The 19,836-nt window shown below is 47.4% G+C and carries 29 protein-coding genes and 1 rRNA gene; 15 read left to right on the top strand and 15 right to left on the bottom strand.

The annotated features are described in order from the left end of the window. A complete protein-coding gene (locus tag L5L91_RS19205) occupies window positions 1–1,005 on the bottom strand; it encodes a phage major capsid protein, P2 family (protein WP_263203886.1) in 1,005 nt (334 codons plus the stop codon). A 9-nt stretch (window positions 1,006–1,014) separates the two neighbouring features. Next, window positions 1,015–1,824 carry a GPO family capsid scaffolding protein gene (locus L5L91_RS19200; RefSeq protein ID WP_263203887.1) on the bottom strand — a complete coding sequence of 270 codons (810 nt, stop codon included), beginning with the start codon at window positions 1,822–1,824 and terminating at the stop codon, window positions 1,015–1,017. Between the two features lie 153 nt (window positions 1,825–1,977). On the opposite strand from L5L91_RS19200, the gene L5L91_RS19195 reads away from it, so the two are divergent. Both L5L91_RS19195 and L5L91_RS19190 read left to right on the top strand, forming a co-directional pair. After that, complete coding sequence (locus L5L91_RS19195) at window positions 1,978–3,747, top strand: terminase ATPase subunit family protein (protein ID WP_411569180.1); 1,770 nt, start codon at window positions 1,978–1,980, stop codon at window positions 3,745–3,747. Further along, a complete protein-coding gene (locus tag L5L91_RS19190) occupies window positions 3,747–4,793 on the top strand; it encodes a phage portal protein (protein WP_263203889.1) in 1,047 nt (348 codons plus the stop codon). Before L5L91_RS19195 ends, L5L91_RS19190 begins: the two co-directional genes overlap by 1 nt. Window positions 4,794–5,128: 335 nt before the next feature. On the opposite strand, the gene L5L91_RS19185 is transcribed toward L5L91_RS19190, so the two are convergent. From L5L91_RS19185 to L5L91_RS19135, 11 genes are all read right to left on the bottom strand, one after another. Continuing rightward, window positions 5,129–5,479: an adhesin biosynthesis transcription regulatory family protein gene (locus tag L5L91_RS19185; protein WP_263203891.1), complete on the bottom strand. Its 351-nt coding sequence runs from the start codon at window positions 5,477–5,479 to the stop codon at window positions 5,129–5,131. Next, on the bottom strand, window positions 5,476–7,764 hold the full coding sequence (locus tag L5L91_RS19180; RefSeq protein ID WP_263203892.1) for a replication endonuclease: 2,289 nt from the start codon (window positions 7,762–7,764) through the stop codon (window positions 5,476–5,478). Before L5L91_RS19180 ends, L5L91_RS19185 begins: the two co-directional genes overlap by 4 nt. Window positions 7,765–7,783: 19 nt before the next feature. After that, the gene (locus L5L91_RS19175) at window positions 7,784–8,065 is read right to left on the bottom strand and encodes a hypothetical protein (RefSeq protein WP_263203895.1); all 282 of its coding nucleotides are present in this window, start codon (window positions 8,063–8,065) and stop codon (window positions 7,784–7,786) included. Beyond that, window positions 8,065–8,670, bottom strand: a complete 606-nt coding sequence (locus L5L91_RS19170) for a 3'-5' exonuclease (RefSeq protein ID WP_263203897.1) — start codon at window positions 8,668–8,670, stop codon at window positions 8,065–8,067. Before L5L91_RS19170 ends, L5L91_RS19175 begins: the two co-directional genes overlap by 1 nt. Next, on the bottom strand, window positions 8,667–8,894 hold the full coding sequence (locus L5L91_RS19165; protein ID WP_263203899.1) for a hypothetical protein: 228 nt from the start codon (window positions 8,892–8,894) through the stop codon (window positions 8,667–8,669). Before L5L91_RS19165 ends, L5L91_RS19170 begins: the two co-directional genes overlap by 4 nt. Beyond that, window positions 8,891–9,160, bottom strand: coding sequence for a hypothetical protein (locus L5L91_RS19160; RefSeq protein ID WP_115407002.1), 270 nt, complete (start codon window positions 9,158–9,160; stop codon window positions 8,891–8,893). Before L5L91_RS19160 ends, L5L91_RS19165 begins: the two co-directional genes overlap by 4 nt. Before the next feature lie 2 nt (window positions 9,161–9,162). Further along, entirely contained in the window at window positions 9,163–9,402 is a 240-nt protein-coding gene (locus L5L91_RS19155; RefSeq protein ID WP_115407001.1) for a hypothetical protein, read from the bottom strand. A 13-nt stretch (window positions 9,403–9,415) separates the two neighbouring features. Further along, window positions 9,416–9,784 carry a hypothetical protein gene (locus L5L91_RS19150; RefSeq protein ID WP_263203901.1) on the bottom strand — a complete coding sequence of 123 codons (369 nt, stop codon included), beginning with the start codon at window positions 9,782–9,784 and terminating at the stop codon, window positions 9,416–9,418. A gap of 81 nt (window positions 9,785–9,865) precedes the next feature. After that, the gene (locus tag L5L91_RS19145) at window positions 9,866–10,033 is read right to left on the bottom strand and encodes a hypothetical protein (protein WP_263203902.1); all 168 of its coding nucleotides are present in this window, start codon (window positions 10,031–10,033) and stop codon (window positions 9,866–9,868) included. A 35-nt stretch (window positions 10,034–10,068) separates the two neighbouring features. Then, entirely contained in the window at window positions 10,069–10,314 is a 246-nt protein-coding gene (locus tag L5L91_RS19140; protein WP_012197351.1) for a hypothetical protein, read from the bottom strand. After that, a complete protein-coding gene (locus L5L91_RS19135) occupies window positions 10,311–10,535 on the bottom strand; it encodes a helix-turn-helix domain-containing protein (protein ID WP_259579183.1) in 225 nt (74 codons plus the stop codon). Before L5L91_RS19135 ends, L5L91_RS19140 begins: the two co-directional genes overlap by 4 nt. A gap of 145 nt (window positions 10,536–10,680) precedes the next feature. On the opposite strand from L5L91_RS19135, the gene L5L91_RS19130 reads away from it, so the two are divergent. The 10 genes from L5L91_RS19130 (at window position 10,681) to hemF (ending at window position 16,604) form a co-directional block, all read left to right on the top strand. Next, window positions 10,681–11,295, top strand: coding sequence for a LexA family protein (locus L5L91_RS19130; protein ID WP_263203905.1), 615 nt, complete (start codon window positions 10,681–10,683; stop codon window positions 11,293–11,295). Between the two features lie 15 nt (window positions 11,296–11,310). Continuing rightward, the gene (locus L5L91_RS19125) at window positions 11,311–11,607 is read left to right on the top strand and encodes a hypothetical protein (protein WP_263203907.1); all 297 of its coding nucleotides are present in this window, start codon (window positions 11,311–11,313) and stop codon (window positions 11,605–11,607) included. Between the two features lies 1 nt (window position 11,608). Next, complete coding sequence (locus L5L91_RS19120; RefSeq protein WP_263203908.1) at window positions 11,609–11,899, top strand: hypothetical protein; 291 nt, start codon at window positions 11,609–11,611, stop codon at window positions 11,897–11,899. Beyond that, window positions 11,892–12,068: a S24 family peptidase gene (locus tag L5L91_RS19115; protein ID WP_317630184.1), complete on the top strand. Its 177-nt coding sequence runs from the start codon at window positions 11,892–11,894 to the stop codon at window positions 12,066–12,068. Before L5L91_RS19120 ends, L5L91_RS19115 begins: the two co-directional genes overlap by 8 nt. A 49-nt stretch (window positions 12,069–12,117) precedes the next feature. Beyond that, window positions 12,118–12,327: a hypothetical protein gene (locus L5L91_RS19110; protein ID WP_263203909.1), complete on the top strand. Its 210-nt coding sequence runs from the start codon at window positions 12,118–12,120 to the stop codon at window positions 12,325–12,327. A gap of 61 nt (window positions 12,328–12,388) precedes the next feature. Continuing rightward, a complete protein-coding gene (locus tag L5L91_RS19105; RefSeq protein WP_263203911.1) occupies window positions 12,389–13,159 on the top strand; it encodes a DUF4875 domain-containing protein in 771 nt (256 codons plus the stop codon). A gap of 35 nt (window positions 13,160–13,194) precedes the next feature. Further along, on the top strand, window positions 13,195–14,151 hold the full coding sequence (locus L5L91_RS19100) for a tyrosine-type recombinase/integrase (protein WP_263203912.1): 957 nt from the start codon (window positions 13,195–13,197) through the stop codon (window positions 14,149–14,151). Between the two features lie 241 nt (window positions 14,152–14,392). Then, window positions 14,393–14,956, top strand: a complete 564-nt coding sequence (locus L5L91_RS19095) for a type I DNA topoisomerase (RefSeq protein WP_263183825.1) — start codon at window positions 14,393–14,395, stop codon at window positions 14,954–14,956. Between the two features lie 147 nt (window positions 14,957–15,103). After that, entirely contained in the window at window positions 15,104–15,670 is a 567-nt protein-coding gene (locus tag L5L91_RS19090; RefSeq protein ID WP_263237449.1) for an L-threonylcarbamoyladenylate synthase, read from the top strand. A gap of 25 nt (window positions 15,671–15,695) precedes the next feature. Continuing rightward, on the top strand, window positions 15,696–16,604 hold the full coding sequence (gene hemF / locus L5L91_RS19085) for an oxygen-dependent coproporphyrinogen oxidase (protein WP_263201695.1): 909 nt from the start codon (window positions 15,696–15,698) through the stop codon (window positions 16,602–16,604). A gap of 34 nt (window positions 16,605–16,638) precedes the next feature. Here the strand turns inward: hemF and L5L91_RS19080 are convergent, their stop codons facing one another. Further along, window positions 16,639–17,076 (bottom strand): group II truncated hemoglobin, encoded by a 438-nt coding sequence (locus L5L91_RS19080; RefSeq protein ID WP_173248522.1) that lies wholly within the window; start codon window positions 17,074–17,076, stop codon window positions 16,639–16,641. 153 nt (window positions 17,077–17,229) lie between these two features. On the opposite strand from L5L91_RS19080, the gene aroE reads away from it, so the two are divergent. Both aroE and L5L91_RS19070 read left to right on the top strand, forming a co-directional pair. After that, window positions 17,230–18,078, top strand: coding sequence for a shikimate dehydrogenase (aroE, locus tag L5L91_RS19075; RefSeq protein WP_263237475.1), 849 nt, complete (start codon window positions 17,230–17,232; stop codon window positions 18,076–18,078). 5 nt (window positions 18,079–18,083) lie between these two features. Further along, a complete protein-coding gene (locus tag L5L91_RS19070) occupies window positions 18,084–18,359 on the top strand; it encodes a DUF1488 domain-containing protein (RefSeq protein WP_263237448.1) in 276 nt (91 codons plus the stop codon). A gap of 134 nt (window positions 18,360–18,493) precedes the next feature. Here L5L91_RS19070 and L5L91_RS19065 read toward each other — a convergent pair whose 3' ends face one another. Continuing rightward, window positions 18,494–19,042 carry a gamma carbonic anhydrase family protein gene (locus L5L91_RS19065; RefSeq protein ID WP_263237447.1) on the bottom strand — a complete coding sequence of 183 codons (549 nt, stop codon included), beginning with the start codon at window positions 19,040–19,042 and terminating at the stop codon, window positions 18,494–18,496. A 563-nt stretch (window positions 19,043–19,605) separates the two neighbouring features. Between L5L91_RS19065 and L5L91_RS19060 the strand changes: the two genes are divergently transcribed. After that, window positions 19,606–19,836 (top strand): 16S ribosomal RNA (locus tag L5L91_RS19060); the annotation flags it as partial.

The raw sequence follows: 19,836 nt of genomic DNA, 5'->3' as shown, positions 1-19,836 counted from the left end.
CTATGCTCCCATCTCAATGTTTTCGGCAAACGCAGTGCAGCCATAATCTTCAACGACATAGGCATCGTTTGATGATTCGTAGTTTTCAATTTGGTCGCGTTTAGGGTTATCAATCACACTGCGACGGCGAGCGCCTTCTTGCCAATAAAGGCTTAAGTTATCCAGGCGCGTCACCAGCAAGGCGTTAGCGGGGAAATGCGGCACACGCACCGCGCCTAATCCACCAATGCGTTTTTGGCTGATGATCATGTCAGCGGCCATAGCTTCGGTTGGGGCGTTGTCTTTATTGATAATCGGGAAGTACTTATCAGCCAATAGCTTGCGGCCACAAATCACAACTAGCTCAGTATCGTCTTGGTGCCATGGGTCAATCATGTTGTTCACCATGTCGTACACCAAGGCATCGAGGTTGGCGTAATCGGTGCCGATGACAATTTTACCTGAACCTTCAACCACTTCTGCCATATGGCGCTGTGGTGCATGCTGGCGAATTTTTTTCAACCAGCCGATGTTTACATCTTGCAGTAATGGATTGGCGGTACGGTTAGAGGTAGCCGCGCGGCTAGTGCCGTTAAAGCCAATCATGATGCGGTCGAGCGCCTGCTGTTTCAGAATGGCATCACGGATGCGCGCCTGAAAATCAGGGAACTTGGCCCACATATCGATTTTGGCGTAACGAAGCGCCGTATCGAAGTTGGTTTGAGTACAGTCATAACCCAGTGCATCTAAATCGGTTGGGTCAATGGCTTGGCGATCGCTTTGGGTGGTGTCGGTCGTGCCGGCAATAGTACCGCTAACGCCAAGGCCTAATTTTTCGCCTGACTTTTCGGTGACCGGCACAACGTTAATCATCGTCAAGAACTGCGAGCTTTCTTGCATTCGCGTTTCTAACGTTTGCTGAACGCTTGGCGCAACGGTGAATTTAGCTGTTGCCGTTTCGATGCTATTAAGCGTGGCAACCTGTGAAAGGTAGCCATTAAAAAGTGTACGAGTGATATTGCGCATGTTTGCTCCTTAGCAATCGGTTTTCATGTTGTTGTCGCCACCGGTTGCGGGCGAACGTCGTTGGCCTGTTGGCTCTTCTTTTTCAAGCTGGGCCTTGAGTGCATTGAATTGAGTGCTGAGCTCATTAAAATCCGTCTGCAACTTAATCAAATCTTCCATGCCTTTAGTGACTTTGGTGCCAAATTGCGTTTCAGCATGAGCAACGGCTTGGGCGATTTCTTCAACAGCCTGATGCACGTCGGCAAAGTCGGTTTTGGCTTCTGCCTTATTTTTACCGAGCAGCGCTTTGACTTTGGCAAATAGTCCTAGCTCGTCACTGACCTCTTCAAATTCAAAATCCACTTCCACTGCAGAGGTAAACAGGTTTTCGGGGCGCTGCTTGCGTGAAGAGAGTGGGCTGTCTTTGCAGGTTGCTGAGAACGCCAGCATTTCAGTACCAAGGGATGCAGGAGAATCTGTTACTGCCAAGCCGGTTAAATAACATTTACCGGTTTTAGCAAAGTCAGGGTCGATTTCAACACTGGTATAGATTTTTTGCTTTTTCTGATTCATGGCGATCAGTTCTTCTGTCGGCTCAATTTGCGCAAACAGGGTTAATTTGCCATCGACTTCCTCAGCCTTTACCGCACTCACATCACCATAGGCTTTAAATGGGCTATCTGCCGTCATGCCACGGATATGCTCCATCCAAATGCGGGCGCCATACTTTGCTGTGTTATAGGTTTCTACAATATCGATGATCCACTGACGCTCAACGACTCGGCCGTCGGTCGTATGTCCTTCAGTAAATACACGGAAAAATTTCGATTTCTTAGCCATCTTGGTCGCCCTTTGGGGTTGAATTAGGTCTGTTAACTGCTGCCTGTATGGTCAAGAGCAAGGCGATGATGGGCAAGGGCTTCGGGCGGTATAAGGAAACCGATACCGCTTAAACAGCAGGGTTTTCGGTATTGGGCTATTTACACTGGCGCCATGAAACTGAATCCCCAAATCTCTATAGATAAGAATCAACGCCAATATGCCAAAAATCTTTTTTGGCAAGGCTGGGCTGTCCGCGAGATTAGCCAGCATTTACAACTGCCTGAAAGTACCGTGTCGAGTTGGAAAAAACGCGATGCTTGGGAAGATGCTAAACCCATTGACAGGGTGGACTCTGCGCTTGAAATGCGCATGCTGCAGCTCATCAATAAAGAGGATAAAGACGGCAAGGATTTTAAGGAGATAGACCTACTCGGTCGGCAGATGGAGCGCATTGCCCGTATTACTCGCTATCACAATGGCGGTAATGAGGCAGACCTCAATCCGAACGTACAAAACCGCAATGCTGGACCTAAAAAGCCGCCGGTGAAGAACCATGTTAGCGAAGAGGATTTGGAAAAGCTGATTGAAGCGTTCCAAGGCTCGATGTTTGCCTATCAAAAGGAATGGTACACAGCAGGACTCACCCAGCGTATACGCAATATTCTCAAGTCGAGACAAATTGGCGCGACGTACTTTTTTGCCCATGAAGCCATTATTGATGCACTAGTAACGGGCCGTAACCAAATCTTTTTGTCGGCCAGTAAAGCGCAGGCCCATGTTTTTAAGCAGTACATCATTCAGTTCGTGAAGGATGTCACCGGCATTGAACTTAAGGGCGACCCGATTGTGCTGCACAACGGTGCCATTCTGTACTTTTTGGGCACCAATGCCAGAACAGCTCAGTCTTACCACGGCAACTTGTATTTGGATGAGTACTTTTGGATCCACAAGTTCCAAGAGTTCCGCAAGGTCGCCTCAGGTATGGCACTGCACGCGCAGTGGCGCCAAACCTATATCTCTACCCCGTCATCGATTACCCACGACGCCTACCCGTTTTGGACTGGCACATTGTTTAACCGTGGCCGCCCTAAAGCCGATCGCATTGAGATTGATGTTAGCCATCGCGCCCTAGAGAGCGGCCGCAAGTGTGAAGACGGCCAGTGGCGTCAAGTGGTCACCGTCGATGATGCTATCCGCAAAGGTTGCAACTTATTCGACCCCGATACAATTCACTTAGAATACAGCCCTGACGAATACGCAAACCTGCTGATGTGTGAGTTCATCGACGACACTATGTCGGTGTTTCCTATGGTGATGATGCAGCGCTGCATGGTTGACTCGTGGGAAGTGTGGACAGACTACAAGCCTTTTGCACCAAGACCGCTGGCGCACCGTGAAGTGTGGATTGGTTACGACCCGAATAAAGGCGGCAAAGGTGATAGCGCCGGTTGCATTGTGATCTGCCCACCTGCAGTGCCAGGCGGTAAGTTCCGCGTGATAGAGAAACACCGTTGGAACGGCATGGACTTTGAGGCACAGGCCAAAGCGATTCAGGATATCTGCAATAAATACAACGTGACCTTTATCGGCATCGATACCACGGGACTGGGTGAGGCAGTGTATCAACTGGTGAAGAAGTTTTTCCCTCAAGTCACGCCATTCCTCTACAACCCTGTGCTGAAAAGTCAGATGGTGATCAAGGCTTATGACGTGATCAGTAAAGGCCGCTTGGAATATGACGCAGGCTGGACCGACCTAGCCCAGGCATTTATGAGCATTCGTAAAACCCTGACAGCCAACGGCAAACAAGTTACCTATGAATCCGCTCGCAGCGAAGAAATTAGCCACGCAGATATCGCGTGGGCGGCAATGCATGCGCTTTACAATGAGCCACTGGATACCAGCGGCACCAGTACATCGACGTTGGAGATTTACGACTAATGGCAAAATATAGAAAGGCTCGAACCATGGCAGCCAAACCGCAAGAGCAGCAAGGGCCGCAAGAGCAACGAATTGAGACCTTTACCTTTGGCGACCCCATGCCAGTACTGAGCCAACGGGAGATCTTCGACTATCTTGAGGCCATGTCTAACGGTAAATACTACGAGCCGCCGCTTTCATTGACTGGCCTTAGCCGCATTTATCGTGCTTCTGTGCATCATGCAAGCGCGATTCAGGTAAAGCGCAATATTCTAAAAAGTTGTTTTATTCCACACCCTAAGCTTAGCCTGTACGAGTTCAGCGCCATTGTTCTCGATTATCTGGTTTTTAATAATGCCTATGTGCAGGTCATTAAGAATCGCTTGGGTGGCGCGTTGAAGTATCAAGCCTCGCCGGCTAAATACACGCGGGTAGGTGTTAAACCTAATCAATTTTGGTGGGTGCCTAACTTTCACGAAGAGATGGAGTTTTCTGAATCATCAATTTTTCACGTAAAGGATCCAGACTTAAACCAAGAGGTTTATGGCATTCCCGACTATGTGGCCAGCATGAACTCGTCATTGCTGAATGAGAGTGCGACACTGTTTAGGCGTCGGTACTACGAGAACGGCAGTCACGCTGGATTTATCATGTACCTTACTGACTCAACAGTGAACGAGAAAGATGTCGACAAGCTGCGTGAATCCCTAAGAAACAGCAAAGGCCCTGGCAATTTCCGCAACTTGTTTTTGCATGCACCAGGTGGCAATAAGGATGGGATCAAATTAATCCCAGTGGCAGAAGTTGCCGCGAATGATGAGTTTTTGAGTATTAAGAACGTCAGCCGTGACGACCAGCTGGCATCGCACCGCGTACCGCCTCAACTCATGGGGATTGTGCCCAACAATACCGGCGGCTTTGGTGATGCCGGCAAGGCTGCACAGGTATTTGATGCTAACGAACTGGATTGTATTCGCCAGTCACTACTGGCCATCAACGACTGGGCAGGCGAAGAGATAGTCCGCTTTAAGCCTTACCAACTGGCAGTCGCAACCGAAGCCAAGTAACTATCGGAACCCCATTCCCATCAACCGCCCTCGGGCGGTTTTTTATTGCCTGCGATTTACCCCCACTTCTAACCCAGCGCGCGCCGTCAGACCCACGCCACGCCTGCCCGCTTTATCGGATGAAAAAAACGCAAAAACGCGATCCCGAAAAACCGCGCCAGCACTCGCTGCTTTCACTGATAAAACCCTGCTACCCAAAACGCAAAAAAACGCGATTGCGATCATTCAGCGATCCCCTAGATCCTTTAACGCTATATATTGAATGCCAACTCTCATTTTCCTAACCCACACTCGTTATATCTCTATTTTTACACCACTTATCTAATGTGGTTTTATCAATCATCACCAGGTGGATTTCTATGGCTTCCGCCAAATATCGGACGATATCCGCCGCTTTGTTTTGCTTCAATGATCCGCCGCCTTAACTCGTCAAAGTTCTGCTCACCTTTACTCTTTTGCAGCGCCGCGTACTGCATGGCCAAGTCAGCTTTTTTGTTTAGTAGTTTTAATGCCTGGCTAAAATGCTGCTGGGTAACATGAAAGCGGGCATAAGCTCTTTTTGCTGGCAAGCCTTCAACTAAGTGAGCGCGGAGCGCATTTTTTTTATTTTCACTGGTAATGCCAGTCAGCTTAAGCAGTACTTCAAACTGTTCTGCAGTCTCACAACCTTGAATCAGTGTTTTCATGCTGAATACTCCATAGTTTTTCCCCACGACTGCATTTCTGAGACCAGTTCATCAAGCGGAAGATCCCTAATTTCGTGATACCGATACGGTTCGTTCCGCAGTTGGCCATCATCAACCCACCACTCACCGCCGTCAGCATCCATCACCCGACAACCATCGAACAGTAAACGCTCAATATTAACTGGGTCTGTAATCCCCACCTGCGCAAGGTGCCTGATAATTCGGCTATCAACCTCCTCCAAAACAGGGTCTGTACAGTTATTCCTACAAGTCCAAGGAGAGCCAAAAGCCGAAGGCAACAGCGACATGCTCCACTTCGGCATCGCGTCTTTGAGTTCTTTGCGGGACAGGCGGCTTTCAGCATTCATGGCGCGATTAACGGTAAATAAATCTTTGCGGCGTTGCTTAAGTGCTTTGTATGCGTCTTGCTCTTCGTCAGTTGCTTTGCGCAATTTCCAGCGCTCGCCACGGGTGATGATTAAGCGCTTTTTACCAAAAGCGATGCCGTTAATGCCCTGAACGCGCTTTGTTACTTCGCCGTATTGGTTGCCCTCAGGGGTGAGTTCATAATTGAGTGACAGCTGTGCATGCTTCATCGCTTCTTCATAACCTTTCCAATCCGAGCTACAAGCTGCAGCCCTTACCGCTTCAATCTCAGGCGATTGCGGGCCTACTTTTAGCCGGCGCAATTCGCGCCATATCTGCACCGACTCAGCGCCATAAAACTGGTATTGCCGAATGCCATATCGACTCGCCCATGCCGCTATGCGGGCGGATGCTGCCTCAATGGTTTGGCCTGATTCCAGTTCAAGCTCTTGTTGGCCATGCATGTGATCCCCGGGGATGCCTTTAAGCAAGTACTTGATAAAGTAACCAGCAAGGCCGCTTTTGCCGTTCGCATCCTTTCTGACGGGTTCTATCTTTAGCCTGTGCTGTGCTGCACCTGGTTCATCGCCATCAACCTGATAGGCGTACTTGGTAATAATTGCTCTCACTGCAGCTTCATGCTCAGGCTTAATCACCCACGCCATATGCCAGTGTGGCGTCGAGTCCTTATGCGGCTCAGCGACACGAAACCCTAAAAACGGAATGTTGCGATAACCCAATGCCGAGCGCATTTTGGCAAAGGTATCAACGAGGTATTTCTGTGCTCGCTTGGCGTTGCCAAGATCCCACTTATGTGAATTGGAATGGTATTTACTCGGGCAAGTAAGCGTTACTGCAAGCGCAATCATGCCCGCAGCATCGGCGATTTCTTCTAAGCCGCGGTTACGCACTATCAGCTCTGTGACACGGTTTGTCGGGTTGGCGTTGCCCGCCATCGCCGCTTCAATCAGCGGTAAGATCACCCCGTCATCATTTTCAATCATGGTGCTTTCAAGCCACTGCATTGCAGTTCTTTGTTGTGACTGCCACTCACTAAAGCATTCATCGCTGATAAAGGGGGTTTGTTTGGTAACAAGGCCAGCCACTAAGCACAGGTGTTCACAGCACTGGTCGCGCAGTTTTAATAGCTTCTTGCCCCACCATTTTGGGCAGGTCATCCGCAATATTGCGCATTCAGCCGCTTCGTTAATGTGGTCAATGTGTGCCGCTTGCCAGTATGGCGGCTCGATGCTCCATGTTTTGCAGAGTTCGGCGGCAGCGTCATAGGCGTTAAAATAGGCCATGTCACTGTGGTCGGCAGCGGCAATCGCTTTAACCTGCATCATGCAAGCGTCAGCCATTTGTGAGGCTACCTGCTTAAGTTCCGTGGATTTGCGATGGCGCAACAATCTAAATGCACTAAATGGCGAGGCCGCAACTAATGCGCGGCTTTCAGGGGTCAAATCCTCATTATCATCAAGCTCCTGCGCTGAGTGCTTAACAAACTTCATGCCCGAGATTTTATGAAATGGATATTTATGCCAAACCACTGTTAACTTTTTAATGGTTTCGCGTAAATACGCCGAGCCAGCAGCAATGCCGCCACTATTAACACGTTGCTGATAGGTATTTTGTACTTTATTGCGCACATGGAATGACAGTGGCGCAAGCATTTCAAAGCCTTTTGCCGCGGTAAAACGCTCGGCAGGTTTATCAAAAATAGGCTGATACAAGCGAGTGGTATCAACCTTTTCACGCACGCCAGCGACAACATCATCCTGCCACAAATCCACCGGTGCGGCAGGCAAGCGCTCAGCTGCAACAGCAAATGCTGCCAGTAAGTCATCAGCAAGCGGCGTTGGCAAATGTTGCAAACGCCGCTTAAAAGGAAGTGGATTAGAAATGGTGCGCGCGCTCATTGAGTAATACGGCTCCAGCTCAGTGTTTTGCTGAAAAAATGCAAGTGATACAACCAATAGCGTCAGTGGTGTAAGCTGCCGACGCCTCGGTAGTACGTGCAATTTTTTTAGCTAATAACACTTCGTCACAGCCAAGCGCCTGCCAGTAAAGGCACTCAAGCGCGCCAAGTACCGCGGCTAATCTTGCTAGGCTTAGCTCTGTAGGGTCTTCTTGGTACTGTCTCAGGCGGGTCAATAAATCCACCCGATTAGCTCGAAAGTGCTGCAACAAATGCGCGAAACGGTGCGACTTTCTAGCCATTACTCAGCCGCCATCTTTAGTATTAGCTCGCGGGTAAGCTGACAGTCATATAGCGCACGGTGCGCCGTTCCTTCGAGCGCAATGCCCTGCTGCTTTGCAGCATTGACTAACGAATGCCACTTAAAATCACCATGGCCGTGATTCCAATCGCCTTTGTACTGGGCATACGCCAACATGGCACACTGAAAATCGCTATTAACATAGGGGGGCTCGCCAGAGCTATAGGCCGCAGAGGAGCACAGCATTTTCTTATCAAATGCCGAGTTATACGCAATCACGGTGCGCCCGCTCAATATCTGCGCGACACTAATGGCAATATCAAAAAATAGCGGGGCATCGGCAACCATTTCATTGGTAATACCGTGTATTGCCGTCGCTTCGGCTGGGATAGGATTAATTGGGCGCACTAAGGTGTTCATCAATATCAGCCCTGTGCGCGCCTCGATGATGCTGATCTCCACAACCTCACAACCCCATTCAAGCCCCGTAGTTTCGGTGTCGAGGATCACCGCATCATGCTCAAGCCAACACGCCGCCATCATTGCTGCTGCTACTGATGAGGCAAATTTATAATTATCAAAATTACTGTCTGTTGGTTGTTTCATACCGTTCCCTCTTGTAATTCGTCTAGGCTAATGCCCAGTTCTTTGGCTAACGCCATATCTTCAATGCGGCGAGTCCGCGCGCGTTCTGCACGTTTTGCATCGCTCACCTTGCAGCGGCTGGCATAAGGCAAACCGTCACTGCGCAAACCTGCTGGGTGGCGACCATTAAAAACAGGCCGCTGTGCTGAGCCGAGTTCGGCGAGTATTTGGCTCTGCTGCCTCATGCGTGCACTCCCTGCGGTAATGGCCGTTTGAACAGCACTAAATCCCACATCGATTGTTTAGAAACAGACTTACCGTTAATGGCAACAACCTTGACCTTGCGATTGGGCAAAGGCGTCACCACGCACTGATATTTTTTTGAAGAACGAATGTTCGATAACTTGCCCGACGCACTCGCGGCCGAAATACCTAACTCGGCGGCTAACGTGCCGGCGCTGTAAAACTTGCCAGTAGCTAACATTCGTTCTGCTGCGGCTAACGTACACATGCTTAATCCTCCCCTTCGTTTTCCTGCGCTTCTTTAATGCAGCTTGGGCAGGCAACAGAACAGCTTTCATCGCTGGTTTCGTAGCTATGCCAGCCCTGTGATGCTGCCATTGCTGCTGCATCACCAACGCTGGCATCAATTTCACTCGCGGCTAAATGGAGTTGTTTTTCACACATGAAACAGGTGATCACATAAAGCGAGACAACTCTGATTTCTGCTAACTCGACATTGGCTAATTTCATACTTCCCCCCGCTCTAGTGCTCTGGCTCGGCCATCATGTCGTCATGCAGTCGTTCAAGTTCATCAACCAGTTCGCTACAGGCGTGGTACAGCACTGAATCGTTCAGTACCAATAGCGCAACGCGCTCAAGCCCTTGGGCCATACCGCGATAACGTGCAGCACTGACAGGGTTAGCAACCGCGAGCGCATCACCATGGCGGGTATGCACATCCACCATTAGGCGGCGCATGCTGCTGTGGTAATGATTGTTAAGGTCAAAATTAAATTGGTTCATAAAGGCATTTGCCTCCTGCGCTGTGGTCAGCGCCGACAAAATTAGGGCGGGTGCTTGAATTAAAGGGGAAGTTACTGCTATGCTTTGTTTCATCATTTGGTGTGTCATGTGGTGTGTTCCCATTAAGTGATAAAGAGTTAAGTGATATCAGCCATAACCGTTACAGCGGTTGTGGCTTTGTTTTTTCTGCTACTCTGTTTTTCGTTTACCAACTTCATTCCCAAAATACTTACTGCGTAGATACGCAATCGCGCGCCGGCTCTTCTCCAATTTTGCTTCACTAAACTCAGCGAAAGCCGGTACTTGTACCCAATCTGGTACTTCAATCGTGGTGCCTTTTATTTGCCGATAATTCATCCCTTTCTCCTTACAAACAGGCTTAACAAATAGGCTCAACGTATCCCGTTAAGCGTTGCCCAAGGGGCGGTGCGCTTTTGGGTTTCGTACACTTCGTCAGCCAGCTTTATCGCGCCAATCATGTTGATATAGCGATTACCGCGGGCAACGGGCTGATACACAGGTAATAGGCCGTTATCCATCATGGTTTTGACCGTGGATAAATCCACGCCCATCCGCTCGGCATAACGCTCAGGTGAGAGAAACGGCGCAAAGTCTGCGCTAATGGTGATAGCAGTCATTGCTGCATTCCCTTGGCTTGATGGTTTTGCTCATGGTCAGCCAGCAACTGTTCAATCGTGACCTGATGATTGGTCAGAGCCGCAATGCGCTTGATGTACTTGGCAGGGGCTTGTTTGTTGACATGGATCCATTTCCAAACATGCGTCTGTCTAATGTTAAATTGCCTTGCCGTCTTGGTTTGGCCGCCGATTATTTTTACTGCAGACTCGATAGCACTCATAACTTTAACTCCGCTTGACTACTTTACGTTGTCATTAAGCCAGAGTTTAAATCATTTGTAAACAGTCCTAAAAGTTTTAATAATGAATAAAAGTTGTATAAGATGTTTTTTCTTTATTTAAGTAACTGATCTTTTTAGGGGATTCATGGATATTTCAGAAAGAATAAAAAAAAGACGCCTTCAACTCGGCTTGAGTCAACGTCAAGTCGCTGAAAAAGCTTTAACTACTCAAGCTGCATTGCAGAAAATAGAGGCGGGAATAACTAAAAACCCTCGAAATATTGAGCAGTTAGCAGAAACCTTACAGACCTCGCCAGAATTTTTACGCTTTGGTGTGGGGGATATGGACAACGCGACAGTGGTCGCCAGTGCGGGTAACTATTTACCGCTGATCAGTATGGTGCAGGCAGGTGTGTGGACAGATATTCACGAAGTGGCGCCACTGGATGTAGAGCTTTACCCCTGCCCAATCAAATGCAGTCAACACTCGTTTATTGTGAGGGTGGAAGGCGAGAGCATGCTGCCAAGGTTCGAAGAAGGCGATTTGATTTATGTCGACCCCGACGCACAGGTGGAGAACGGCAGCTATGTAGTGGCGCGCCTGGATGATGAAAACCAAGCTACCTTCAAGCAGCTAATAATCGATGGCAATAAAAAATACCTCAAAGCCTTAAACCCCGACTGGCCTAATAAATTTGTCCCTATCAATGGCAACTGCACCATCGTTGGCAAAGTGGTATTCACAGGTAAAGCCTTATAATTAAAGGAATAAATCATGAGCAATTTTGAATATTACGCCTGTACAAAAAGAGATGAAGTGATTGATTTCTTCAATCAGACCATAGGTTGCCGCCCTTGCCATCTGTGTGGCACAGGTGAACTGCTGATTTTGGGTGATGAGCATGGGTTGATCACCATTGACCATGATGTGAATGTGTTTAACCCCGAAGCGAATAACCAAAAAGAATACGGGGTGTTTTCATCCTACGTAGTGATGTGCGAGAACTGTGGCAGCCAGCAGTTTATCAATGTCAAAAAGCTCGAAGAATCAATGAACCGAAAGGCGAGATGAGATGAACAAACATTATCCCAATAATGTCAGCAATTTGTTCTCTGACTCTGATAATATGAATAAACAGAGTAAGCACTCAGGGGGCGGTGGTGGTATGGAAGAAAGAATCGCAAGGCTCGAATCCGATGTTGAATACATCAAACGCGATATCGGTGAAATAAAGACTGATATGAAAGATGTGAAAAAATCATTGTCGGATCTCAAACTAGAATTTATAAGCCTAAAGCTATGGCTTTTCGGAACGGTACTGACATGCACTGGATTAATTATCGGTGTAATTAAGTATCTTTGACATCACCCCTTATCAAAATGAAAACCAAGCCACCTTCAAGCAGCTGATCATCGATGGCAATAAAAAATACCTCAAAGCCCTAAACCCCGACTGGCCAAATAAATTCGTAGAGATTAATGGTAACTGCACCATCGTCGGCAAAGTGGTATTTACAGGTAAAGCGCTGTAATGATTTTTAAATAGCGAGTTTTTACAAAGTAATTAAAAGGAGTTAATTGATGAAATGGATAGTAGTTTGCTTAACGCTATATTTATTCGCCCCCGCCAGCTTCGCCAATGAAGATGCCAGCGAACCCAATGTAAAAAAGAGCAAAAACGACATTTGCCACGACAAATCCAGCCGCTCTTATAAGCGCACCAAAACCTATACCCCATATAAAACCATCGAAGAATGCTTAGCAAGCGGCGGGCGCTTACCGATTAAGTGAGTAATACACTAGCCTCGCAAACGACCCGTAGTATTTATATGCAGTAAGAGGAATTAAACGAATGGATACCGTTCTAGCATTATTGTTTTTAGCATCATCAACTATTTGCGTGATTGGGTTACTTAACCCCTCTTGGGCTGGCAAAGCAACTCGCGGGCAAGTATTTAAATTCTATGGCCTTGGTGCCATCGTCTTCTTATTCCTCTTTGCAGTATTTATGGAGCCAGCTAAACCGTCACCTGGTGCAGCAACTGTGCAAGCAGAACAACTGCCAGTGGTTAATGCGCCAATCGAGCAAGCTCCTGCTACAACAGTGCCAGCAGAGCAAGCGCTCACTGCGACCAAACCTGTTGCGCATCCTTATGAAGTCATTTCAGAGGAAGATAACAGCTGGCAGGACAGAAAGCGCTTACGCTGGGGTATTGTGGCTCCGACCGCAGTAACACAATTAGATAGAGCTGAAACCGCGAAAGCTGCCGCGAAAGATCTTCAAGAGCAAACAGGTGCTGATTATGTGAGAGTAATACTTGAGGTTGCCCCGTTTGCTGCGAATCGCGGCCAAGGTGTAGCCATGGTCAAATACGCACCTGACGGTTGTGATATCACTGGGAATGATTGCAACGGGAAAAAATGGGAGGTTGAAGCCTCACATGTGCAATTAACAGATGAGCAATTGGCCTTTTGGAAAGCATGGCTTGATAACCGTGAACGGTTTGATGAAGATGGTTTGTTAAACGAAGATCGCCTTAAAGCTTTTCTCGCAACTAAGTTTGGCACCACTCCAGATAAAATCGTCATTCCTTTTATTTATCGTGAAAATATAGCTCAGTAGTCGCGGCTAATTGCACCAATAGGTTAAGGTTTTAAATGAGCATTACTAAAGTTGATGGCGGCTACCGTGTTGATATTCGCCCCTCCGGCCGCAATGGTAAACGTTATCGACGCACGTTTGAGACCAAAACCGAAGCGACAAAATATGAGAAGTTCATATTGTCGCAGCACCATAATAAAGACTGGCTCGACGCGCCTATCGACAGGCGCCCATTGCTGGAGTTAATTGAGCGTTGGTTTCATTTACACGGCAAAAATTTAAAAGAGGGTGAAAATACCCGTAAAAAGTTAATTGCCACTTGTAAGTTGATGGATAACCCGCAAAGCCAACAAGTTAACACCAGCTTTTATTTAAACTATCGGGCGCGGCGGTTAGATAAGATCACCCCTAAAACAGCCAATCTGGAGTTTGAGCGCCTGCACTCGGTATACAGCGTACTTATTGCTGCTGGAGAATTCCCAGGCGAGCATCCTCTCAAATCGGTTTCGTTAGTCAAAACCCCTGCCAGAGACATGACATTTTTGTCTAAGCCACAAATTGAACATCTGCTCAGTTTACTCTCTGGTGATATGCGGCTGATTGTAAAAATCTGCTTGAGTACTGGCGCGCGTTGGAGTGAGGCCCAGAACCTTACCAGCTCACAGATATTAAAAGACCGTATTAATTTTATAGATACCAAGAATGGCAAGAATCGTACAGTTCCAATTACACGCGAGCTGCGTGCAAAACTACCCATAGGTAATGGCCGCTTGTTTGCTGATTGCTACAAGCCGTTTCTTGCCGTGTTAAAATCTTCTGGTATTGAGCTACCTAAGAGCCAAGCTAGTCACGTATTGCGCCACACGTTTGCATCGCACTTTGTGATGAACGGTGGCAATATCCTCACATTACAAAAAATACTTGGGCATGGTTCGATTCAAATGACGATGCGCTATGCTCATTTGGCACCTGACCATTTATTCGAAGCGACGCGCTTTAATCCTTTAGCATGATCCACAAAATGCCCACATTGGTTTTTGTTAGTTCGATTTACTTTGATTTAGATTGGTTTTGTTGCTTGCAAAAAATAAATTAACTCACTGTTATAAATAATAAATTGACTAAAATCATGTGTTTATGACTTATGCTCCAAATGGTTTAATAAGAGGCTAAGACCTCCTTTTTTGATGCCATAAATTCCTTGATGGCACTGCGCTTGATATCCTAATGCGCTACGACAGGTGGTGAATGATTATGTCTAAGATTGATGAACAATTATTTAGTGCCCACGAACACGCACTGGAAAAAGAATACGAACTTTGCCCTGAATGTGGCAGCGAGTTATCGGTCAAACACAGTAAGCACGGCGGTTTTATTGGCTGTAATAATTACCCTAGCTGTAATTACACTCGTCCCTTAGTGCAACACGAATTCATTGAAACTCAAGTGATTGAAGGTTCTGTATGTCCTGAATGCGGCCACGAGCTGGCGGTAAAATCTGGTCGATTTGGGATCTTTATTGGTTGCACTCAATACCCTAGCTGCACGCATATTGAAAAACAGGATCAAGCGAGTGACAAGCCTGACATTCCTTGCCCTGAATGCAAAGCGGGTAAGCTTGAGCACAGAACGAGTCGCTTCGGAAAGAGTTTTTATGCCTGCAGTGCTTACCCTAAGTGTAAGTTTATTGTGAATTATCCTCCGGTTGCTGAAGCTTGCCCGAGTTGTGGTTTTGGGATCTTAGTCGAGCGTAAAGGTGCGGCTGGGATGCGTTTAGAATGCCCGCAAAAAAGCTGTAAATACAAAAGACCACTTTAGTTTATTGTGTGACCTGCATCTTAATATTTGGCCGATGAAAGTGGCTTGCGTATAATCCTCGGCTGACCGCTGATGGGGCGGTCAGTATTCGAATTTATCCAATAATTTGATTGTTGAAATCGACAATACTCAAAAGGTGATCCTAAGATGTTGCAGCTGCACCCATCTGACATAAAAGATATTGTGCTTAACGGTGGTGTTATCGCTTATCCAACCGAGGCCGTTTATGGCCTAGGTTGCGACCCAGATAATGACACTGCTATCCAAAAGTTATTGGCTGTAAAACAGCGCCCATGGCAAAAGGGACTGATCTTAGTCGCCAGTGATTTTCAGCAGCTTTTGGCTTATGTTGATGAATCGCAATTAACGGCTGAGCAGCTCGAGTTTGCATTTTCCAAGTGGCCGGGGCCTTTTACCTTTGTAATGCCAATCAAAGCGCAGGTTTCAAAATACCTCTGTGGTGAATTTGACTCTATCGCAGTGCGAGTATCTGCCCATGCTGGAGTGCAATCCCTGTGCCGCGCGCTCAATAAACCTTTAGTGTCGACCAGCGCTAACCTTGCGGGTGAAGAGCCAGCATTAACTGCCGATGAAATTCTCGCAGATTTTACAGGTAAAATTGATGCACTCGTATTAGGTGAACTCGGAGAGCAAGGTCAGCCCTCGACCATTATCGATGCGCGAAGCGGTAAGATTTTACGAAATGGACAATGAGCAAACCAATAATAAGGATAACAATATGAGTGTGCCTGATGTTGCAGTGGTAAAAGCGTTTTTAATCGATCTACAAAACCGAATTTGTGCTGGTTTACAGGTGCTGGATGGTCAAGCAACGTTTGCCGCCGATTCATGGACCCGCGCCGAAGGCGGTGGTGGCACGAGCCGAGTATTAACCCAAGGTGCAGTGTTCGAGCAAGCTGGGGTTAACTTTTCCCATGTGACTGGCGCCGCTATGCCTGCGTCAGCTACGGCGCATCGCCCAGAACTGGCGGGTCGCAGTTTTGAAGCTATGGGTGTGTCTTTAGTGATCCATCCTAATAATCCGTATATCCCGACGACTCACGCCAATGTGCGCTTCTTTATTGCTCAAAAAGAGGGTGCTGATCCCGTGTGGTGGTTTGGCGGTGGCTTTGATTTAACGCCTTATTATCCTTTCGAGGAAGATGTGCGCGAGTGGCACCTGACTTCTAAGGATATTTGCGCGCCTTTCGGGGATGAGGTTTATCCCAAGTATAAGAAATGGTGCGATGAGTATTTCTTCCTGCCGCATCGTAATGAAACCCGCGGCGTGGGTGGATTGTTTTTCGATGACTTGAATCAAGCAGGATTCGAGCAAAGCTTTAGCTTTATGCAAGCTGTAGGTAATGGCTTCTTAACGGCCTATGCGCCGATTGTCGAGCGTCGTAAAGAGACTGAATTCGGTGAGCGTGAGCGTCAGTTCCAACTCTATCGTCGTGGTCGTTATGTTGAGTTCAACTTAGTCTACGACAGAGGCACGTTGTTTGGTCTGCAGACTGGTGGACGTACCGAGTCTATCTTAATGTCGATGCCGCCATTAGTGCGTTGGCAATATGCTTATACACCAGAGGCGGGAAGCCCAGAGGCAGATTTGTATGATAACTACCTCAAACCCCGCGACTGGGTTTAGCCGTTAATCATAAAAAGTAGATGCCATATCCACGTTATTGATTACGCATATGATCGGCCAGAGTTGAAATCGCCTCAAAGATGGCGGCTCGATGCTCTGGCTTATTAATGTTTTCTTCAATCGCAAATTTCATACAAAACAGCCATTGATCCCGCATCGCCTCATCGACGGCGAAATGCATGTGCCGTGCTCGCAATGCGGGATGACCATATTTCTGCTGATAGAGCTGCGGCCCGCCGAGCCAACCACTTAAAAATTCGAACAACTTCTGCTCTGATTCCGCAATTGGCGCTCTATGAATAGCAAGCAGTGTTGTCGTTTCTGCAGAGCTTGCCATCTTCTGATAAAAACATTTGGTGATAGCGCGGATCACTTTTTCGCCGCCGATTAAGTCGTAAGCGTTAGATTGGCTCGGATCGCGATCATCCTGCGGTGGAGTGTGTTTGCTAAAAATCTTTTTAAGCCAGTTCATTGGAATAGTCGTTCACTAAAATAGAGAGTATTGAGCCGATGGCGCATTATAGCGTGAAACCCAACGTGAAATTTAGTTGAACATAATTCGTCTTGCCTAGGCTCAAAAGCGCGGTAGACTGCAAAGCCATTGAACCTAAAATTTAATATCGCTATGACAGACAGATACGCAGTGTTTGGCAATCCAATTAGCCACAGTAAATCGCCGTTCATCCATGGACAATTTGCCGCGCCCACCCAAGAGTTATTAACCTATGAAGCCATTCTTGCTCCGGTCGATGGTTTTGAAGCCTCTCTGACGGCGTTTTTCAATGCGGGCGGCAAGGGCGTGAATGTGACAGTGCCTTTTAAGGAGCAAGCTTTTGCGCTGTGTGACAGTCTCAGCCCAGAGGCCAAGCTTGCTGGCGCGGTAAACACCTTAAGTTTATTGGCCGATGGCACTATTCGCGGTGATAACACCGATGGTTTAGGGCTGGTGGCCGATCTCATCGCTAACTTAGGCAGCCTGCAAGATAAGCGCGTGTTACTTATTGGTGCTGGTGGTGCGGCGCGCGGTTGTATTCTGCCGTTATTAAATGCGGGAATTGCGCAGCTGATCATCAGTAATCGCACTCACACTAAGGCACAGCTTCTGGTCGATATCTTTACTTCGGTGGATAACGGTGCTTTCGCAAATAGAGTCACCGCCGTAGAAATGAATGAGCTTGTGGGCGAGTTCGATGTCATCATCAATTCAACTTCGGCGAGTCTTGCGGGCGAGTTGCCAACTTTGCCAGCGCATATCATCACCACCCAAACTGTTTGTTATGACATGATGTATGGCGCCTCGGTCACCGCTTTTAACCAATGGGCGCTATCTCAAGGTGCAGCTAAGGTTATTGATGGGCTCGGCATGTTAGTCGGACAAGCGGCTAAGAGTTTTACCCTATGGCGAGGTATCGAGCCCGATACTCAAGTGGTATTAAATCTTTTGAGGGATAAACTAATGGCCGAGCCTAAGTAGGAAGCATGAATCAAAGTATTCTTTTTCCCGAACTGCAATATTGGGACGACGCCTACAAGCGAGTCTGCTTTATCGCGCAGTCACAGGGGATGAACATCAAGTGCTATATCAGTGTGAATAAGTTAGCCGAGCTGAATGATTTCTCTGAACAGCCGAGTGCCAATGAAGCCGCCGCTATGCTGGCATTGTTTGATGCGGTGAGATTTGATGCCGAAGAAATGGCTGAAGATTTAATTGAAGCCGAAGAGTTTGATGAGTTTGGGGCAGTACACTTAGGCTAAACTTATCGAACTTAGATAGTTTTCTGAATCAGCGAATAGCAAAAGGCGGCAGAGACTGAATGAGTCTTTGCCGCCTTTCTTATATAGCTATAGTGACGCTAAGCGATTAACTGTAAGCGACTAACTATAAGTGACTAGATGTTTTGTAACTCAACTAAGTATTCGTTTTTCAGTCTGACATAGTTGTCGGCTGATTCTGGCAAAAAGGCAATTTCGGCAGGCGTTAATGGGCGAGCCTGCTTAACTGGGCTCCCTACATATAAATAGCCACTCTGTAATACCTTGCCTGGTGGCACTAAAGAGCCCGCACCTAAGATCACATCATCTTCTAAAATCGCACCGTCGAGAATAATCGCACCCATGCCCACTAATACTCGGTTACCGACTTTGCAACCGTGAAGCATAGCCTTGTGACCAATAGTCACATCATCACCAATAATCAGTGGATGACCATCGGGACGAGAAGCTGACTTACGGGTCACATGTAATATGCTACCGTCTTGGACGTTCGAGCGCTTACCAATACGAATATGGTTAACATCACCACGCGCCGCCACCATAGGCCAAATACTGGCATCAGTATCTAACGCAATATCGCCAACAAGCACCGAAGCTTCATCTACATACACGCTATTGCCTAATTGAGGATGAATACCTTGGTAAGTTCTGAGTGGCCCTGACATAGAAAAGTCCCTAATTGAGTGATTTTTAGCATTATAAAGGTTAAAAACTAGCGGGTCAGGTCAAATATCCAACGAACAGCGAGAAAATGACAATTATCTTAAATTTAGGGGTTGCGGACTTTCTCAATCTCCCTATAATGCGCATCCACTGACACGGCAGACAGCGAAAGCCAGCTGACGAGTTAAGTTGAATTGAGTGGCTTTTAAGCACTTAATTCAAGCGCAGCAAGAAGTTGAAAAATACTCCTTGACGCGAAACGGGAAATGCGTAAAATGCACGACCCTGAGCTGATGAAGCATCAGCACGACCCGCCGGCAACGGTATGTGGTCAACGCTCTTTAACAAGATAAAACAAGAAATCTGTGTGGGCACTCACAGGTGTTGAGTTAATCGAAACTGCTTAGCCTTCGGGTTGGCAGTCAAAAATTTAAATCAATGTAACAATGAGTGTTCATAGCAATATGTACAGTTTGTTTCAGACCTTCTTTTATAGGGAGTGCGAGAAACAAAAAATCAGAATTCATTGAGCCGCTGAAGTCGCAAGACGGAAGCAACAAAACTTTAATTGAAGAGTTTGATCATGGCTCAGATTGAACGCTGGCGGCAGGCCTAACACATGCAAGTCGAGCGGCAGCGCAAGGGAGTTTACTCCTGAGGCGGCGAGCGGCGGACGGGTGAGTAATGCCTAGGGATCTGCCCAGTCGAGGGGGATAACAGTTGGAAACGACTGCTAATACCGCATACGCCCTACGGGGGAAAGGAGGGGACCTTCGGGCCTTCCGCGATTGGATGA

The sequence above is a fragment of the Shewanella sp. SM55 genome, assembly GCF_025654025.1.
Lineage (GTDB): Bacteria > Pseudomonadota > Gammaproteobacteria > Enterobacterales > Shewanellaceae > Shewanella > Shewanella oncorhynchi.
The sequence above is the reverse complement of the archived record's forward strand: the minus strand, read 5'-3'. Positions and strand labels throughout refer to the sequence as shown.

Excerpts from the sequence above, each read along its gene's own strand:
- L5L91_RS19205 (WP_263203886.1), bottom strand. The coding sequence starts at position 1,005 with ATGCGCAATATCACTCGTACACTTTTTAATGGCTACCTTTCACAGGTT.
- L5L91_RS19200 (WP_263203887.1), bottom strand. The coding sequence starts at position 1,824 with ATGGCTAAGAAATCGAAATTTTTCCGTGTATTTACTGAAGGACATACG.
- L5L91_RS19195 (WP_411569180.1), top strand. The coding sequence starts at position 1,978 with ATGAAACTGAATCCCCAAATCTCTATAGATAAGAATCAACGCCAATAT.
- L5L91_RS19190 (WP_263203889.1), top strand. The coding sequence starts at position 3,747 with ATGGCAAAATATAGAAAGGCTCGAACCATGGCAGCCAAACCGCAAGAG.
- L5L91_RS19185 (WP_263203891.1), bottom strand. The coding sequence starts at position 5,479 with ATGAAAACACTGATTCAAGGTTGTGAGACTGCAGAACAGTTTGAAGTA.
- L5L91_RS19180 (WP_263203892.1), bottom strand. The coding sequence starts at position 7,764 with ATGAGCGCGCGCACCATTTCTAATCCACTTCCTTTTAAGCGGCGTTTG.
- L5L91_RS19175 (WP_263203895.1), bottom strand. The coding sequence starts at position 8,065 with ATGGCTAGAAAGTCGCACCGTTTCGCGCATTTGTTGCAGCACTTTCGA.
- L5L91_RS19170 (WP_263203897.1), bottom strand. The coding sequence starts at position 8,670 with ATGAAACAACCAACAGACAGTAATTTTGATAATTATAAATTTGCCTCA.
- L5L91_RS19165 (WP_263203899.1), bottom strand. The coding sequence starts at position 8,894 with ATGAGGCAGCAGAGCCAAATACTCGCCGAACTCGGCTCAGCACAGCGG.
- L5L91_RS19160 (WP_115407002.1), bottom strand. The coding sequence starts at position 9,160 with ATGTGTACGTTAGCCGCAGCAGAACGAATGTTAGCTACTGGCAAGTTT.
- L5L91_RS19155 (WP_115407001.1), bottom strand. The coding sequence starts at position 9,402 with ATGAAATTAGCCAATGTCGAGTTAGCAGAAATCAGAGTTGTCTCGCTT.
- L5L91_RS19150 (WP_263203901.1), bottom strand. The coding sequence starts at position 9,784 with ATGACACACCAAATGATGAAACAAAGCATAGCAGTAACTTCCCCTTTA.
- L5L91_RS19145 (WP_263203902.1), bottom strand. The coding sequence starts at position 10,033 with ATGAATTATCGGCAAATAAAAGGCACCACGATTGAAGTACCAGATTGG.
- L5L91_RS19140 (WP_012197351.1), bottom strand. The coding sequence starts at position 10,314 with ATGACTGCTATCACCATTAGCGCAGACTTTGCGCCGTTTCTCTCACCT.
- L5L91_RS19135 (WP_259579183.1), bottom strand. The coding sequence starts at position 10,535 with ATGAGTGCTATCGAGTCTGCAGTAAAAATAATCGGCGGCCAAACCAAG.
- L5L91_RS19130 (WP_263203905.1), top strand. The coding sequence starts at position 10,681 with ATGGATATTTCAGAAAGAATAAAAAAAAGACGCCTTCAACTCGGCTTG.
- L5L91_RS19125 (WP_263203907.1), top strand. The coding sequence starts at position 11,311 with ATGAGCAATTTTGAATATTACGCCTGTACAAAAAGAGATGAAGTGATT.
- L5L91_RS19120 (WP_263203908.1), top strand. The coding sequence starts at position 11,609 with ATGAACAAACATTATCCCAATAATGTCAGCAATTTGTTCTCTGACTCT.
- L5L91_RS19110 (WP_263203909.1), top strand. The coding sequence starts at position 12,118 with ATGAAATGGATAGTAGTTTGCTTAACGCTATATTTATTCGCCCCCGCC.
- L5L91_RS19105 (WP_263203911.1), top strand. The coding sequence starts at position 12,389 with ATGGATACCGTTCTAGCATTATTGTTTTTAGCATCATCAACTATTTGC.
- L5L91_RS19100 (WP_263203912.1), top strand. The coding sequence starts at position 13,195 with ATGAGCATTACTAAAGTTGATGGCGGCTACCGTGTTGATATTCGCCCC.
- L5L91_RS19095 (WP_263183825.1), top strand. The coding sequence starts at position 14,393 with ATGTCTAAGATTGATGAACAATTATTTAGTGCCCACGAACACGCACTG.
- L5L91_RS19090 (WP_263237449.1), top strand. The coding sequence starts at position 15,104 with ATGTTGCAGCTGCACCCATCTGACATAAAAGATATTGTGCTTAACGGT.
- hemF (WP_263201695.1), top strand. The coding sequence starts at position 15,696 with ATGAGTGTGCCTGATGTTGCAGTGGTAAAAGCGTTTTTAATCGATCTA.
- L5L91_RS19080 (WP_173248522.1), bottom strand. The coding sequence starts at position 17,076 with ATGAACTGGCTTAAAAAGATTTTTAGCAAACACACTCCACCGCAGGAT.
- aroE (WP_263237475.1), top strand. The coding sequence starts at position 17,230 with ATGACAGACAGATACGCAGTGTTTGGCAATCCAATTAGCCACAGTAAA.
- L5L91_RS19070 (WP_263237448.1), top strand. The coding sequence starts at position 18,084 with ATGAATCAAAGTATTCTTTTTCCCGAACTGCAATATTGGGACGACGCC.
- L5L91_RS19065 (WP_263237447.1), bottom strand. The coding sequence starts at position 19,042 with ATGTCAGGGCCACTCAGAACTTACCAAGGTATTCATCCTCAATTAGGC.